The sequence below is a fragment of the Frankia sp. CeRuru1 genome (assembly GCF_977966315.1).
Genome location: NZ_CDWWEW010000097.1, coordinates 1 through 14,447, shown reverse-complemented (window position 1 = coordinate 14,447; position 14,447 = coordinate 1). Strand labels below are relative to the sequence as shown.

The 14,447-nt window shown below is 71.2% G+C and carries 13 protein-coding genes and 1 tRNA gene; 6 read left to right on the top strand and 8 right to left on the bottom strand.

All coding sequences use genetic code 11. The features are described 5' to 3' along the window. The coding region (locus AC08OP_RS09810; RefSeq protein ID WP_476613902.1) for a zinc-binding dehydrogenase at nt 1-505 on the top strand (505 nt) is incomplete at its 5' end. Nucleotides 506-569: 64 nt separating this feature from the next. Here AC08OP_RS09810 and AC08OP_RS09805 read toward each other — a convergent pair. The 5 genes from AC08OP_RS09805 to AC08OP_RS09785 form a co-directional block, all read right to left on the bottom strand. Beyond that, nucleotides 570-2,486 carry an AAA-type ATPase lid domain-containing protein gene (locus tag AC08OP_RS09805; protein ID WP_476613901.1) on the bottom strand — a complete coding sequence of 639 codons (1,917 nt, stop codon included), beginning with the start codon at nt 2,484-2,486 and terminating at the stop codon, nt 570-572. 154 nt (nt 2,487-2,640) lie between these two features. After that, nucleotides 2,641-2,817: a 2OG-Fe(II) oxygenase family protein gene (locus AC08OP_RS09800; protein ID WP_476613905.1), complete on the bottom strand. Its 177-nt coding sequence runs from the start codon at nt 2,815-2,817 to the stop codon at nt 2,641-2,643. Between the two features lie 113 nt (nt 2,818-2,930). Next, nucleotides 2,931-3,003, bottom strand: a tRNA-Ala gene (locus tag AC08OP_RS09795). Nucleotides 3,004-3,269: 266 nt separating this feature from the next. Continuing rightward, a complete protein-coding gene (locus AC08OP_RS09790; protein ID WP_476613900.1) occupies nt 3,270-4,334 on the bottom strand; it encodes a ParA family protein in 1,065 nt (354 codons plus the stop codon). A gap of 185 nt (nt 4,335-4,519) precedes the next feature. Next, nucleotides 4,520-5,374 (bottom strand): maleylpyruvate isomerase family mycothiol-dependent enzyme, encoded by an 855-nt coding sequence (locus AC08OP_RS09785; RefSeq protein WP_476613899.1) that lies wholly within the window; start codon nt 5,372-5,374, stop codon nt 4,520-4,522. Nucleotides 5,375-5,598: 224 nt separating this feature from the next. Between AC08OP_RS09785 and AC08OP_RS09780 the strand changes: the two genes are divergently transcribed. After that, entirely contained in the window at nt 5,599-5,946 is a 348-nt protein-coding gene (locus AC08OP_RS09780; protein ID WP_462188790.1) for a molybdopterin oxidoreductase, read from the top strand. Nucleotides 5,947-6,022: 76 nt separating this feature from the next. Here the strand turns inward: AC08OP_RS09780 and AC08OP_RS09775 are convergent, their stop codons facing one another. Together AC08OP_RS09775 and AC08OP_RS09770 are read right to left on the bottom strand one after the other, a co-directional pair. After that, nucleotides 6,023-6,169: a DLW-39 family protein gene (locus AC08OP_RS09775; RefSeq protein WP_476613898.1), complete on the bottom strand. Its 147-nt coding sequence runs from the start codon at nt 6,167-6,169 to the stop codon at nt 6,023-6,025. 101 nt (nt 6,170-6,270) lie between these two features. Further along, on the bottom strand, nt 6,271-7,062 hold the full coding sequence (locus AC08OP_RS09770; protein ID WP_462188791.1) for a nuclease-related domain-containing protein: 792 nt from the start codon (nt 7,060-7,062) through the stop codon (nt 6,271-6,273). A 376-nt stretch (nt 7,063-7,438) separates the two neighbouring features. On the opposite strand from AC08OP_RS09770, the gene egtA reads away from it, so the two are divergent. The 4 genes from egtA (at nt 7,439) to egtD (ending at nt 12,325) form a co-directional block, all read left to right on the top strand. Beyond that, nucleotides 7,439-8,911: an ergothioneine biosynthesis glutamate--cysteine ligase EgtA gene (egtA, locus tag AC08OP_RS09765; protein WP_476613897.1), complete on the top strand. Its 1,473-nt coding sequence runs from the start codon at nt 7,439-7,441 to the stop codon at nt 8,909-8,911. Between the two features lie 152 nt (nt 8,912-9,063). Beyond that, entirely contained in the window at nt 9,064-10,434 is a 1,371-nt protein-coding gene (gene egtB / locus AC08OP_RS09760) for an ergothioneine biosynthesis protein EgtB (protein ID WP_476613904.1), read from the top strand. Between the two features lie 30 nt (nt 10,435-10,464). Then, nucleotides 10,465-11,202 carry an ergothioneine biosynthesis protein EgtC gene (gene egtC / locus AC08OP_RS09755; protein WP_462187115.1) on the top strand — a complete coding sequence of 246 codons (738 nt, stop codon included), beginning with the start codon at nt 10,465-10,467 and terminating at the stop codon, nt 11,200-11,202. A gap of 43 nt (nt 11,203-11,245) precedes the next feature. Next, a complete protein-coding gene (gene egtD, locus AC08OP_RS09750; RefSeq protein WP_476613896.1) occupies nt 11,246-12,325 on the top strand; it encodes an L-histidine N(alpha)-methyltransferase in 1,080 nt (359 codons plus the stop codon). Between the two features lie 66 nt (nt 12,326-12,391). Here the strand turns inward: egtD and ilvD are convergent, their stop codons facing one another. Then, complete coding sequence (gene ilvD, locus AC08OP_RS09745) at nt 12,392-14,245, bottom strand: dihydroxy-acid dehydratase (RefSeq protein WP_476613903.1); 1,854 nt, start codon at nt 14,243-14,245, stop codon at nt 12,392-12,394. Nucleotides 14,246-14,447: the final 202 nt, after the last annotated feature.

The following is a 14,447-nucleotide window of genomic DNA, read 5'->3' as shown; positions in this document are numbered from 1 at the left end:
GGGGCTCTCGGCGATTCTGACGACCAGCCTGTGGGGCGCGTCGAAGGTCATCGCGATCGACTCGAACAAGTTCCGGCTGGACAAGGCGCTGGAGTTCGGCGCCACCGATGTGGTGGAGGTCGGCCCCGGCACGGTCGCCGAAACCATCGCGCTCACCGACGGGCTCGGCGTCGATGTCGCCATCGAGGCGGTGGGCTATCCGGAGACGTTGCTGACGGCGGTGTCGCTGGTGCGGCCCGGCGGCACGATCGCCAACGTGGGTGTGCACGGCACGCCGGTGGAACTGCCGATGCAGGACCTGTGGATCCAGAACCTGAGCCTGACCATGGGGCTCGTCGACACCGTCTCGATCCCCACCCTGCTCAAAATGGTCGCCAGCGGCCGGATTCCGGCCGAGAAGATGGGCACGCACACGTTCACCTTCGATCAGGTGAACGAGGCCTACGAGGTGTTCCGGAACGCGGCGGCGAACGAGGCGCTGAAGGTTGTCATCAACCGGGTCTGAGCCCGTCTCCAGCCCGGGACGGTTCTGCGGCGGGGCGGGTTTGGTCGACCTTCTCCGCCGCCCGTCAGGCGATATAGCTGATGCCGAATGCGTCGATCTTGCGGTAGAGGGAGGAACGGGCGATACCGAGCATGGCGGCGGCCTTGTAGCGGTTGCCGCGGGACTCGTACAGCGCCTGGATGATCGCGTCGCACTGCGCGGCCTCAAGCATCGACATCTTGCGCGCTCTGCCCTGGAAACACAGCTGGGGCAGGTCCGGGGGCTGAACCTCTCCGATCGGCTTGCGCGTGACGACGTACCTGAGGACGTCCTGGAGCTCGCTGATGTTGCCGGGCCAGGCGTACCCCTCCAGGACCCGGATGACCTGCAGACTGAGCCGCAGCGAACGGCGTGCCGCGATTTTGTGCAGGATCGACAGCGCGATTTCCCCGATCTCGTCGGCCCGGTAGCGTAGGGCGGGCACCCGGGTGATCTCGTGGAAGTGCCGCAAGAGCAGCCCGTAAGGCCGGGTCGCGTCCACCGCCGGCGTGTCGATGCACCCGACGAGCAGCGGCGGCGAGGGCAGCGCGACCAGCGGTCGCAGCGTCTCGTCCAGGCACCGGGCGGCGATCGGGGTGAGCAGGTTCATCCCGCGCAGCACCAGCAGGTGCGGCCGGTCGCCGGCGCCGGTGAGCAGTCGCGTACCAGGAGGCGTCCGGGCGCTGCTCTGCTCGGGTGCGCCGCTCCGCTCAGCCGCAAACGATCTACAGTCCACGGTCACGACCCGACCCGACCCGTACGCCTGCCGGAACTCGTTGATCACCAGAGTCTGCTTGCCCACTCCCGGCTCGCCGATCAGCAGGTGGTTACGGCCCTGCTGGATGCTGACGACCACCTCCCGCCGCGCCCGCAGGAACGGGGACAGCAACTCCCGATTCGCCCGGATCCGCGCCTCGGCGTGCTCCTTCTGGGCGTGGCCGGGTCCTCTGAGGTCCTGCGCGTAGTCGCGTCGAACCATCGGTGCGACGTGCGAACCCTGACGCCGGACAGCCTCGGCCGGCTCGGCCGACCGCTGGGCACCGGTCGGCGCCCCCGTGAGCAGGCATCCGACCACGTCATCGCCGAGCTGGACCGCCTCGGTCACCACCTCGGCGCAGCCGCCGGAGGGCAGCTCCACATGCTGGCGGGCGAAATCCCGCAGCGACAGGCTCGCCAGCACCAGGTCGCTGAGCACCCGCAGGTCGCCGACCTCCAGGTGGCAGGCCGCGACGTTGGTCAGGACGTAGTCCCCGTCCGTGGCGAGCACCCAGGCCTTGTCCTGGCCGGCGTGGCCGGTACGGTCGTCCCCGCAGGCGCGGGCGAAGCGGTCGAGGATCGTCTGTGACCGCCGGTGGGGTTCAGCTGCCATCCGCTCGGTGACCTGACGGGCGAGCAGCTGCGCCACCGCAGGTTGCAGGGTCGTCTCGTCCGACTGGTGGCAGATGACCACCACCACGCCGCGGACGTCGCGGCTGTGCGGATCCACCACCAGCGCGGCGGCCTCGCCGAGACACCTCAGCTGGGAGTGGTAGTGCTCCGGACCGCTGATCGCGATATCGGTCTGGTCATGCAGGGAGATCGACGCGGCGGTGGTACCGACGGCCTGCTCGGCGTAACCGTAGCCGGGCACGAACAACACCCCGTCGAGCAGCCCGGCAAGGGCACGGTCGCCATCCCGGCGGACCCGCACCACCCCTGCGGTGTCGACCAGCACCAGCGAGGCGGCAACCTCGGCGCTCCCGGCGAGGAAGCCGTCGAACACCTCCTCGGCGCAGGTCACCAGAGGCGTAACCTCGGGGTGGCCCAGGAACCGTGCCCTGATGCGGTCAGGCTCGATGCCGTACGCGCGCGACCGCTCCCATGAGGCCAGCACGGCCGGCCGCACGACATCCCGCCAGACCACACCCTGCCCCGCGGTCAGAAACGACCGGCGCGCCGCCTCAACCTCGACGAGCCTCGGCATGCGGCAGAGTATAAGAGCACCGCAGTGGGCGTCACCTGAGCTTTATGCGCGTCGCGGGAGCTTTGCGGGTGGACCGGGCGGCTGGACCGCCTCCGGCGCGCCGAGCCGCGCGGCCCACCACCAGGTCAGGCCACGCAGGTCAGTGCAGCTCAGGTCAGCGGCCGGCGGAGGTCTCGGCGAGCTCCGCGTAGAAGATCCCGGTCGACTGCCGGGTCACGCTGCCGCCGGCCACGACCCGGTGCCGGCCGGCCGGCAGCAGACCGTTGGTCCAGCGGGTGAGGATCGTCCCCGAGAACACCTGCAACGCCCCGGGCACGACGGGCACCGGGATCCAGGTGCCGTCGGACCGCCACGCCGCATCGGGGGTCCGGGGGTCGCCCCCGGGCAGACATAACGGCTGATCGGAAGCCGCCCGAGGGGCGGCGAACAGCCGAAGCCAGCGCGTGGAGACGAGGGGACTTGAACCCCTAACCCCTGCCTTGCAAAGGCAGTGCTCTGCCAATTGAGCTACGCCCCCGAGGGACGCACTCCGGCCGGGACGGAACCATTCGACGATGACCACCTCGGCGAAGCGCTTCACAAGCGTACGGCATGACGGTCTCCTCGGACGTTGGTCCGGCACGGGAACCACCCGGGAACCATGGGGGGACACCGATGCTCGGGTTGATCCGATCTTCCGGCGATCACAGTGCCCGCCTACGACCATCGTGCCCCGCGGGAGCCCTGTGGATAACCGGGCCGCGACTCCCCCAACCGCCACCCTGTGGATAACCGGCCCGTCGGTCAGGACCGGCGCAGGGTCGGATCGATGAAGGCCAGCCGCTCCCGCACCTTGACCGCGAGATCCCGGAAGTCGGAGTAGCACCGCCGCACCGCGCTCTGCGTACCGCCGAGCGCGCCGTCTCCGGCCCGCAGTTCGAACATCGGCTTACGGGCGTCGTGCGCCAGCGGGATCAGGTTCGCGTAGTGCCCCAGAGTGGCGATCTCGAAGGAACGGTCGTGCGGTCCGGGGTTCCCGCTGGTGAGCACCGAGGTCGCGAACACCTCGGGAATCCGGTCGAGCCACCGGTCGTGCGCCTTTGCCGGCCGGTCGGTCCGCGTCGGCGGCTGCATCACGATGTACCCGATCGGCATCATCAGCCCGCGCGGAGCCGAGATGCGCGCGGGAATCTTCGGCAGCACCGTGCCCTGCCAGGTGGAACGCCACTCCCGCAGCGTGGGGCCGAGGTTGCGCAGCCCCCGCAGCGAGAACAGGTCCGCCACCAGTGGCATGAGCACGGTGTCGGCGGACAGCAGCGCGGCCCGGTTGATGGCCCCCAGATTGGGCCCCACGTCGATGAGCACGATCTCGGCGCCGACCAAGCGGGCACCATGGTCGATGACCCGGTGCAACGCCGTCGTCGTACGCAGCGCCGCAATGTCCTTGCCGAGGAAGCTGTTCGGCCAGGCGGCCGACAGCCGGTCCTCGAAGACGCTCAGCTCGACGTCACCGGGCAGCAGCCACAGGCCGTCCTCGATCGTCACCGGATCGAAGAGCGCGACGTCCCCGACCCCCTCCATGATCGGCCCAATCGCCGTCGCCATCGTCCCCGTACCGGGGACAATCCGAACCAGGCGCGCGTCGAGGTCGATGATGGACTTCGGCGCGGACGACGCGGTGACCTCCGGCTCCTCCCACAGCTGGGTCAGCTCGTCCTCGTCGAGGAACTGGGCGGTCAGGTTCGCCTGCGGATCGAGATCGACCGCGAGCACCCGGTGACCCATGCGCTGCAGCATGTGCGCCAGGTGGTAGGCAAGGGTCGTCTTACCGACGCCGCCCTTGTTGTTGAACAAGGCCATCGTGATCATGAAAAGCTCCGGCCGCGATCCCCACGTCGCCCGCGCGCCGCCTCACCCCAGTTGTCCCTGTTGTCCAACACGGCAGACATTGTCGCGCTAGCCGGAAACCTCAGAAGAAGCCCGCCCCGTCGCGGGTCCCGCCAGCCCGGTCCGGGACGCCGAGCAGCCGGCCGGTCAGTCCGAGAAAGCGCCGGTCATTCCCAGGGGGCGAGGGTGGGCCAGTCCGGCCGGTCCGGGTCCCGGCCGGCGAGCCAGCGCAGCGTCGGCCTGGTGGGCGCGTCGACGACCACGCGCCGCTGCCCGCGACCGACGGCGGTCGACGGCCGGTCTCCCGGCGCCAGCACGACGGTGATCTCCGAGGGTACTCGGGCCGGCAGCCCGCGCAGGGTCCACTCCCATTCGGCCTGGACATAGGCCGGGCTCAGGTCCGCCCAGCCGGGACCGCCGAGATCGGCGAGATCGAGGTCGACGAGGTGTATCTCGGTCTCCCGCCAGCGGAGGAAGACCAGATCAGCAAGGGTCGTCAGGCCATAGGTGGCGGTGTGCCCGAGACCCGTGCGCCAGACGTCGATCTGCACGCCGTCCCAGGCCCGCTCCAGCCGGGTCACCGCGGCCACCAGGTCGTCGCGGACCTGGGCGGCGGGCAGATCGCAACCGGCGGCGATGCCGTCCTCCCGCTGCTGCGCGCCCCCCGGGTACTGGGCCCGGATCCCACCGGCCCGGGCGGCTTCGACCATGCGGGTGTGACTGTCCGCGTTGCGGGCCAGGTGGGTGAGCAGGTGACCGACCGCCCAGCCCGGCAGGCCCGACGGACGGCGCACGACGACGTCGTCCAGCCGGCCGGCCACCTCCAGTAGACGCCGATGGGCCGCTGCACATCCGGCGAGCCGATCGTGCGGAACCACCGAGGGGAGGTAGGAGGGACCGGACGGCGGCGACGTGTCGATGCTCGACTCCTGAGCGATGCTCACACCCGCCCCGGAGTCGGCATCAGCTCCCGCGCCGGGGACGATGGCGTCGGACGGTCGGGGCGAGGTCGGGGTGGTCATGGTTCTACGGTGCCTCCCGACGCCACCACACGCCAGGTCAAGCCTCCTACCAGCGTCTTTACCCGCAGATTCCTTATAGTCGGCACACGCCACGCTCGAGATCCGGGCCGCGTCCGACGCTCCCTCGATGGCCGACGTAACGCGGTGGAAACAGCTCCGAGCGAAAATACCCAGAGGAAGATACGGAAAGCATGCACACGGATACCCGGCGGAAGGATGAGCGGATGTTCACAACTCCTCGCTTCCTGCAGGGCATTGTCCCCTTCGAGGGCAAAGGTCTGGATGTTCCGATTTCGCTTGGCTCGTCGTTCAGCTACGTCGTCCCAGCCGGCATCACCGCCCAGCCGCTCTACTTCCGGGGCGGCAACTCGACGGACGAACTGATCTGCCCGATCCTCCTGCGGAACGGGGTTCCCATGCGCTTCTTCCCGATCGGAGCGCGGGGTTCAATCCACGTGCCGCTGCGCGTCGTCGAGGATCTGGTGTCGGAGACGCACATCGAGCTGCACCTCGCCGCCCCGGCCGGGCTGGTCGGCACCCTGGTCGCCGACGTGGGCCTAGTCGAGCTCTGAGGCTGAGGCCCTGAGCTGGAAGCTTCGGCGGGCTGACCCCCCGGGCCGGGCTGGCACCCCGGCCTTGCCGCGGACCTCAGCGCCCGCCGGCCGGGGTGCCCGCCGCGGAGGTCGCCTCCCGCCAGAGGTCGATCTCCTCCTTGCCCCTGCTGCGGCGCCGGACGGCGGTCAGCGCGGCTCCGGCGCTCGCCAGTAGAGCCAGCACGGTCACCTTGCGAACCATCTCGTCTCCTTCGTAGGCCACCTTCACCCAACGGTATCCCGCCCGCCGGCACCGTGGCCGGACCGGGTCGCATCGCCCTGATCAACGTCACCGCAGGCTGATCAACGCCGCAGCAGGCCGCGCAGCCGGGATCGGGCCGGCCAGGACGGCGGGGGTCCCGACACCGCATAGGCCGGGAACACCCGCTCGGCCACGTCGACCAGCATCGCCACGTCGATGGGCCGAAGCACGACCCCGGCGGAGAGCACGTAGTCGGCCACCCCGGTGGCAGGCAGCAACAGCACGCCCTCGACGAGGGCCAGGCCGGCGGGAAGATCCGCGCGGGCGAAGGCCACGACCGGCTGGACCTCCAACTGCCAGCCCGCCGGCAGTTCCGCGAGGAGCTGCGCGGTGGCCTCCTCGCCCATCCACGCGACCAGCCCCAGCATCGCCCGCAACGGAACCTTGCCGGCCCAGACCCCGGCGGCGTTCTGGCGGATCGGTCCCGGATGGGCGTCGGTCTCGATCACCCAGGCCCCGGACGGCCCGATGACGAGATGGTCGATATTGCCGGCCGAGTCGGCCAGCGCGCGGTCGTGCAGGACGGTGTAGCCGGCCCGGACCAAACGGTCCAACGCCCGTGCGGTGCTGCGTTCGGCCTCCGCGTCCTCGCGCCAGGCCTCGATCTCCGGCGGGGACCGGAGAAACCGGGTCGCCGCGACGAGGACCACCACGACGGCCGAGATGATCGCGAGCTGCACGGCCACGAGCGCGGGCAGCCCGACCAGGAGGCTGACCACGGCGACGACGAGGGCGACGGCACCCGCTGTCGCCCCGGCGACGGCCATCGCCCGCCGTTTATGATCACCGCGCTCGGCGACGTACAGCTGCTTGCGCCGCAGGTACTCGGCCATGGCCGAACGTCCCGCTGACTGCCGATCGGACACGTCCGCGGTCACCACCTCCCGGCGCCGTCCCGACGCCGTTGCGCTCGGCGTTGTCTCCGGGCCCGGAACCGGCTCCGCCGTCAGTCAATCACGGCGTGCTACTGACTCCCGGTCCGTCCCGGTCACCATTCCATCGAATACACAACAGCGACAGGGTCAAGGGCGTGGAATATGCGAGGGAGAAGCACGTTGAAAACACATCTATACCACCCATCGGCGAGCTGGCCGAGGCGACACCGAGTACGGCGGCCGGGTAGGGGGCCGGCAGCGTAGGGGAGAACCCACCAGAGGCCGCCGCCGGGCGCGGTGTCGAACAGTTGCAGTGCCGGAGAGGAGCCACAGGATGCCACGCCACGTGACACCCGAGGGGATCCGGAATGACGAGCCGCAACCACCACACCCTCACTCACAGCCACAGCGGCGGGCGATCGACACCGACCAGGTACGGGCCTTCGCGGCCGGCTGCGTCACGCCGGTCCACGGGACAGGCGATGAGGCGGCCCGGGGGGACGGCCATAGGGATACCCGGGGGAACGGTGGCCCGACGGTACCGGGAGGATGCGTCGGCATCGAGACGGAGTGGCTGGTCGTCGACACGCAGGCGGTCCACTGCCTGATCCCGCCGGCCCGCACGCTGGCGTCCCTCGCCCGGATTCCCGGGACCACCCCGGGCCCCGGCGGGCCGGTCCTGCCCGGGGGCAGCCGCATCACCTTCGAGCCTGGCGGCCAGCTGGAGCTGTCCGGGCCGCCGGCCGAGCTCACCGCGGCCGTGCGGGCGACCTCCGCCGATCTGAACCTGGTCCGCTCCGCACTGGCGGTGGACGGCCTGGCCCTCGTCGGCATGGGGGTCGATCCCCTGCGCGTCGGGATGCGGCAGACCACCGCGTCCCGGTACGCGGCGATGGAGGAGCATTTCCGGACCGGGGGCGGGGCGTCCGGCACGGTGATGATGTGCTCGACCGCCTCCGTCCAGGTCAACCTGGACCTCGGCGGCTCGCCTGCCGAGGCGGCGCGGCGGTTCCAACTCGTCCACGCTCTCGGCCCGGTCCTCACCGCCCTGTTCGCCGCCTCACCCGCGTACGCCGGCCGCCGGACCGGATGGCGGTCGACCCGCCAGGCAGTGTGGGACGGCATCGACGCGAGCCGGACCCGGCCCGTCGCGGCCGCCCTCACGGCCCCGGGGTCCGGCGACACCGAGCCCGATCTCGTCGACCTGTGGGCGCGGTACCTGCTCGACGCCAAGCTGATGATGGTCGGGAATCCCGCTGGGACCGGCAACCCCAAAAACGATCATCATTTCGTCGCGGTCCGGGACGGCTCGACCTTCGGGGACTGGCTCGCCGGCCGCGGCCCGGTCACCCGTCCCCCGACCCGCGACGACCTCTCTTACCACGCGACCACGGTGTTCCCGCCGGTCCGACCGCGTGGCTGGTGGGAGCTGCGCTACCTCGACGCGCAACCAGGTGACGGCTGGCAGGCCGCCGTCGCGATGCCGACGGTACTGCTTGACGACCCGGTCGCCGCGGACGGAGCGTTCGAGGCGTGCCTGGCCGTCGCGCATCGCTGGCCGGCCGCGGCGATGCTCGGCATGGCCGACGAGCCCCTGCGACGCGCGGCGGTGCGCTGCGTCGACCTGGCCGTGAGCGCCCTGCGCCGCGGCGGCGCGACCGATCTCGCCGAGACGGTCGAGTCGTTCGCCGGGCGCTACCTCGACCGCGGCCGATGTCCGGCCGACGAACTGACCGAACGACTTCTCGCGATCGGCCCGGCCGGTCTGCTGCGTGAGGAGGCCCACCGGTGCGTCTCACTCGTCTGACCCAGTCCCCGGCCGACCCGGCCGACCCGGCCGACCCGGCCGACCCAGCCGACCGGGAGACCGCCGCCGCCCAGGAGGCGATGCCGACCCAGGAGGCGATGCCGACCCAGGAGGCGATGCCGACCCAGGAGGCGATGCCGACCCAGGAGGCGATGCCGATCACCGCCGACACCGTCGCCGACGCCCTCCGGGCCGCGCGCCGGCGTTCACTCACGTACACCGACATCGCCGCGGAGGATCTCCTCCGCCAGCACTCGCCGCTGATGTCCCCGCTGGTCTGGGACCTCGCTCACGTCGGCAACTACGAGGATCTCTGGCTGGTGCGCGCGCTGGCCGGCGGCACCGGGACGCGGCCGGGGCTCGACGACATCTACGACGCGTTCCGGCACAGCCGCGCGAGCCGCAGCCGACTGGCCCTGCTCGGCCCCGCCGAGACCAGGGCGTACCTGCACGAGGTCCGCGGCCGCACCCTCGACCTCCTCGACCGGTTCGGACCCGACCGGTTCGGACCCGACCGGTTCGGACCGGTGGCCGGCGCCACCGCGGAAACCGCTGCCGTACCGGAGCGGGAACGGCTGCTCGCCGACGGCTTCGTCTACGGCATGGTCGTGCAGCACGAGCACATGCACGACGAGACGATGCTCGCCACGCACCAGCTCCGCCAGGGACCGCCGGTACTCGCTCCCGGCGCGGCGCCACCGCCCGGCCGCCGGGTGCCGCGGCCGGAGGTCCTCGTGCCGGCCGGCGAGTTCACCCTCGGCACCAGCACCCATCCCTGGGCCTTCGACAACGAGGGTCCCGCCCACCGCGTCCACCTCCCCGCGTTCTGGATCGACACCATCCCCGTCTCCAACCGGGCGCAGATCGCCTTCATCGACGCCGACGGCTACGACGACGAGCGGCTCTGGTCGGCGGCGGGATGGGAATGGCGCCAGACGGAGGGCCTGAGCGCGCCCGCGTTCTGGTGGCGCGAGGGCGGCACCTGGCTGCGCCGCCGGTTCGGCCGGGTCGAGCCGGTTCCGCTCGACGAGCCGGTCCAGCACGTGTGCTGGTACGAGGCCGAGGCGCATGCCCGCTGGGCCGGCAAGCGGCTGCCGACCGAGGCCGAGTGGGAGAAGGCCGCCGCCTACGACCCGGTCACCGGACGTTCACGGCGGTATCCGTGGGGGGACACCGATCCGACTCCGGAGCGTGCCAACCTGGGCAACCGGACGAGCGGCCCGGCCCCCCTGGGGGCCTATCCCGCGGGCGCGAGTCCCTGCGGAGCCGAACAGATGATCGGGGACGTCTGGGAATGGACGGCGAGCGGGTTCACGCCGTACCCGGGCTTCGCGTCTTATCCCTACCGGGAGTACAGCGAGGTCTTCTTTCCGAAGGCCGGGCGGGAGTCGTCCTTCCGCGTCCTGCGCGGGGGCAGCTGGGCGACGGACGCCGTCGCCGTCCGCGCCACGTTCCGGAACTGGGACTACCCGATCCGCCGGCAGATCTTCGCCGGATTCCGGCTGGCCCGCGACGCCGGGTGACGAGCGAGCACGTGTGCGAAGGAGACCTCGGTGTGTCGGCACCTCGCCTGGATCGGAACGCCACGGACCCTGGCGGGGCTGACCCTGGAGCGTCCGTACAGCCTGCTGCGCCAGTCGTGGTCGCCGAGGCGGATGCGCCACGGCACGGTGAACGCCGACGGGTTCGGAGTCGGCTGGTACGCCCCGGCACTGCGGGCGGCGCCGGCCCGGTTCCGCCGGGCCGTGCCGATGTGGACGGACGCCTCGTACGCCTCGATCGCCGGCGCGGTCGCCTCCGGCTGCGTGCTGGCGGCCGTGCGTAGCGCCACCGTCGGCATGCCGGTCGAAGAGAGCGCGACGGCTCCCTTCACCGACGGCCACCGGCTGCTCAGCCACAACGGCCGGGTCGACCCGGTGGCCGTCCGGCGGATGCTGCGCGACCGGCCCGACGCTCCGGTCCCGGACTCGACGTGCGACTCCGCGCTGCTCGCCGCGCTGGTGTGGGAGCGCGCCGGGAAGCGTCCACTCGCCGAGGCGGTCGCCGAGGTCGTGCTGTCGCTGGACGCGGCGGGTCCGGGCGAGCGGGCCCGGCTGAACCTGCTGGTGGTGGATGGAACCCAGATCGTGGCGACCGCCTGGCGGGACAGCCTGTCATACCGGATGGAGAAAGATGGAGTCCTGGTCGCAAGCGAACCAGACGATGACGAACCGGGCTGGGTGGACGTTCCGGACCATCACCTCCTGGTAGCCGACACACACCAAGTCACTCTTCGTAACATGATCTCCTAGATCGGTTACCGTGGGTTGCACCACGTTGATGGAGGGCACATCCATGACACCAAGGACTCCGACAACCGCCCGGGCGGATGATGCCGTCCCTGAGGGGACGGGCGCGAACGGCACGGCGGAGATCCCGTTCCCGGGCCTCTCCGTCGACCGCCACCTGCACGAGTCGGATCGCACCGTCACGCTGGCCCGCGACGTTCTCGCCGGCCTCACCGCGAGCCCCCGCGAGCTGCCGCCGAAGTGGTTCTACGACACCACCGGCGGCATGCTGTTCGACAAGATCACCCGGTTGGCGGAGTACTACCCGACCCGGCGGGAACGGGCCATCCTGGTCAGTTACGCCGACGAGATCGCGGCGGCCTGTCCGGCCGACACCCTCATCGAGCTGGGATCGGGAACCTCCGACAAGACCAGGCTGCTGCTCGACGCGCTGCGGGCGGCCGGTAACCTCCGCCGCTTCATCCCCTTCGATGTCGACGAGGCAGCCCTGGTGCGGGCGGGTCGCGGGATCCTCACCACCTACCCGGGGCTCTCCGTGGCGGCCGTGGTCGGGGACTTCGAACGGCATCTGCACCAGCTGCCCCGAGGTGGCCACCGGCTGCTCGCCTTCCTCGGCGGCACGGTTGGCAATCTGCGCCCCGCGCAGCGGCAGAACCTCCTCCGTACGCTGCGCGGGCAGGCCGAGAGCTCCGACGCCCTGCTGCTGGGAACGGACCTCGTCAAGGACGTCGACCGCCTCGTCGCCGCGTACGACGACGGTGCCGGGGTCACCGCCGCCTTCAACCGCAATGTACTGACGGTGATCAACCGGGAGCTCGGGGGCGACTTCGACATCCGCGGATTCGCGCACGTGGCGATCTGGAACGCCGAGAACTCCTGGATCGAGATGCGGCTACGTTCCGTTCGGGAGCAGCGCGTCTCGATCGCGGCCCTCGCCGTCACGGCCGACTTCCAGCCGGGCGAGGAGATCCTCACCGAGATCAGCGCCAAGTTCACCCTGGACGGCATCGCCTCGGAGCTTGCGCTGGCGGGCTGGGCGGTGGCGCGGCAGTGGACGGATCCCGACGGGGATTTCGCCGTAACGCTCGCGACGCCGTCGTCCGCCCCCGCCGCCGTCCCGGTCTGAACCCGTCCCGGTCCGAGCCCGTCCCGGTCCGAACCCGGTCCGAGCCGGGCCCGCTCGGACGCCTCGTCAGCCGCCGAGCAGACCGACGTCGCGCGCGGCACCGGTGGAGGCCGAGGTCGCCATCGCCGCATAGGCCCGCAGCGCCATGGACACCGGCCGCTCCCGCCCCGTGGGACGGTAGCCGCCGGCCGCCTCCAGCGCCGCGCGTCGGCTCGCCAATTCCTCGTCGGAGACCACGAGCTCCAGCCGGCGGGCCGGGATGTCGATCTCGATGATGTCCCCGTCGCGGACCAGGGCGATCGTCCCGCCGTGGGCCGCCTCCGGGGAGACGTGACCGATCGACAGTCCGGAGCTCCCGCCGGAGAACCGGCCGTCGGTGATCAGAGCGCACTTCGGGCCGAGACCGCGACCCTTGAGGAACGCGGTGGGGTAGAGCATCTCCTGCATCCCCGGGCCACCGCGGGGGCCCTCGTAGCGGACGATGATCACATCCCCGGCCTTGACCCGCCCGGTGAGGATGGCGTCGACCGCCTCCTCCTGGCTCTCGACCACGAGCGCCGGGCCGCGGAAGGCCCACTGGCTCTCGTCCACGCCGGCCGTCTTCACGACGGCGCCCTCGATGGCCAGGTTGCCGAACAGCACCGCGAGCCCACCCTCGGCGGAGTAGGCGTGCTCGACCGAACGGATGCAGCCGTCTCTGGCGTCGGTGTCGAGGGTGTCCCACCGATTGGTGGAGCTGAACGGCTCAATCGTGCGCACGCCACCCGGCGCCGCGTGGAACAGCTCGATCGCGCCCGGCGAGGGGCTCGGGCCGCGGACGTCCCAGCGGTCGAGGAACTCGCGCAGGCTCGCCGAGTGCACCGTGTGCGGGTCCGGGTCGAGCAGCCCGGCCCGGTCGAGCTCGCCGAGGATCGCGGGGATGCCGCCCGCCCGGTGGACGTCCTCCAGGTAGTAACGGGTGGAGCTCGGCGCCACCTTGCACAGGCAGGGGACGGTGCGGGAGATCCGGTCGATGTCGGCGAGGGTGATGTCGACGCCGGCCTCGACAGCGGCAGCCAGCAGATGCAGCACGGTGTTCGTCGAGCCGCCCATCGCCACGTCGACCGCGAAGGCGTTGCGGAAGGCGGCGGCGGTCGCGATCGACCGGGGCAGGACCGCCTCATCGTCCTTCTCGTAGTAGCGCCGCGCCAGGTCGACCACGAGACGCCCGGCCTCGACGAACAGCTCACGGCGGGCGGCGGCGGTGGCCAGGGTCGACCCGTTGCCGGGCAGGGACAGCCCGATCGCCTCGGTCAGGCAGTTCATCGAGTTCGCCGTGAACATGCCGGAGCAGGATCCGCACGTCGGGCAGGCCGAACGCTCGATCATCGACAGGTCGCCGTCCGAGATGTCCGGGTTGACCGCCGCCGACATCGCGGTGATGAGGTCCAGCCTGGACCGGGCCGTGCCGCCGGAGATGACCGCATTGCCCGACTCCATCGCCCCGCCGGAGACGAACACGGTCGGGATGTTCAGCCGCAGTGCCGCGAGCAGCATCCCCGGGGTGATCTTGTCGCAGTTGGAGATGCAGACCAGGGCGTCGGCGCAGTGGGCGTTCACCATGTACTCGACGCTGTCGGCGATGAGCTCACGGGACGGCAGCGAGTAGAGCATCCCGCCGTGCCCCATCGCGATGCCGTCGTCCACGGCGATGGTGTTGAACTCGCGCGCCACCCCACCGGCCTCGGCCACCGCCCCGGCCACCAGCGGGCCAAGGTCACGCAGGTGCACATGCCCCGGAACGAACTCGGTGAAGCTGTTGGCCACGGCGACGATCGGCTTGCCGAAGTCATCGTCGGTCATCCCGGTCGCGCGCCACAGGGCGCGGGCGCCGGCCATGTTCCGGCCGTGGGTGGTGGTACGGGAGCGCAGGGCGGGCATCTCGACCTCGAAGATCAATTCAACGGCGCTGCTGGCGGGGACCGCCGGCACTGGCAGACGATGACACGACGGTACGCCACCGCACGGACGGGTCCAGCCGGCCGTGTCGCGGGGCCCGGCCAGCCGGGCGGCGAACGGCGAGCGACGGGATCAGGGGCCAAAGACCAGGGATGAGACCCGGAATCAAGGACCCGGAATCAGG

Coding starts and splice junctions, on each gene's coding strand:
- AC08OP_RS09805 (WP_476613901.1), bottom strand. CDS start 2,486: ATGCCGAGGCTCGTCGAGGTTGAGGCGGCGCGCCGGTCGTTTCTGACC.
- egtB (WP_476613904.1), top strand. CDS start 9,064: ATGCCGATCACCGCCGACACCGTCGCCGACGCCCTCCGGGCCGCGCGC.
- AC08OP_RS09785 (WP_476613899.1), bottom strand. CDS start 5,374: ATGACCACCCCGACCTCGCCCCGACCGTCCGACGCCATCGTCCCCGGC.
- ilvD (WP_476613903.1), bottom strand. CDS start 14,245: ATGCCCGCCCTGCGCTCCCGTACCACCACCCACGGCCGGAACATGGCC.
- AC08OP_RS09770 (WP_462188791.1), bottom strand. CDS start 7,062: ATGGCCGAGTACCTGCGGCGCAAGCAGCTGTACGTCGCCGAGCGCGGT.
- AC08OP_RS09790 (WP_476613900.1), bottom strand. CDS start 4,334: ATGATCACGATGGCCTTGTTCAACAACAAGGGCGGCGTCGGTAAGACG.
- AC08OP_RS09780 (WP_462188790.1), top strand. CDS start 5,599: ATGTTCACAACTCCTCGCTTCCTGCAGGGCATTGTCCCCTTCGAGGGC.
- AC08OP_RS09775 (WP_476613898.1), bottom strand. CDS start 6,169: ATGGTTCGCAAGGTGACCGTGCTGGCTCTACTGGCGAGCGCCGGAGCC.
- egtA (WP_476613897.1), top strand. CDS start 7,439: ATGCCACGCCACGTGACACCCGAGGGGATCCGGAATGACGAGCCGCAA.
- egtD (WP_476613896.1), top strand. CDS start 11,246: ATGACACCAAGGACTCCGACAACCGCCCGGGCGGATGATGCCGTCCCT.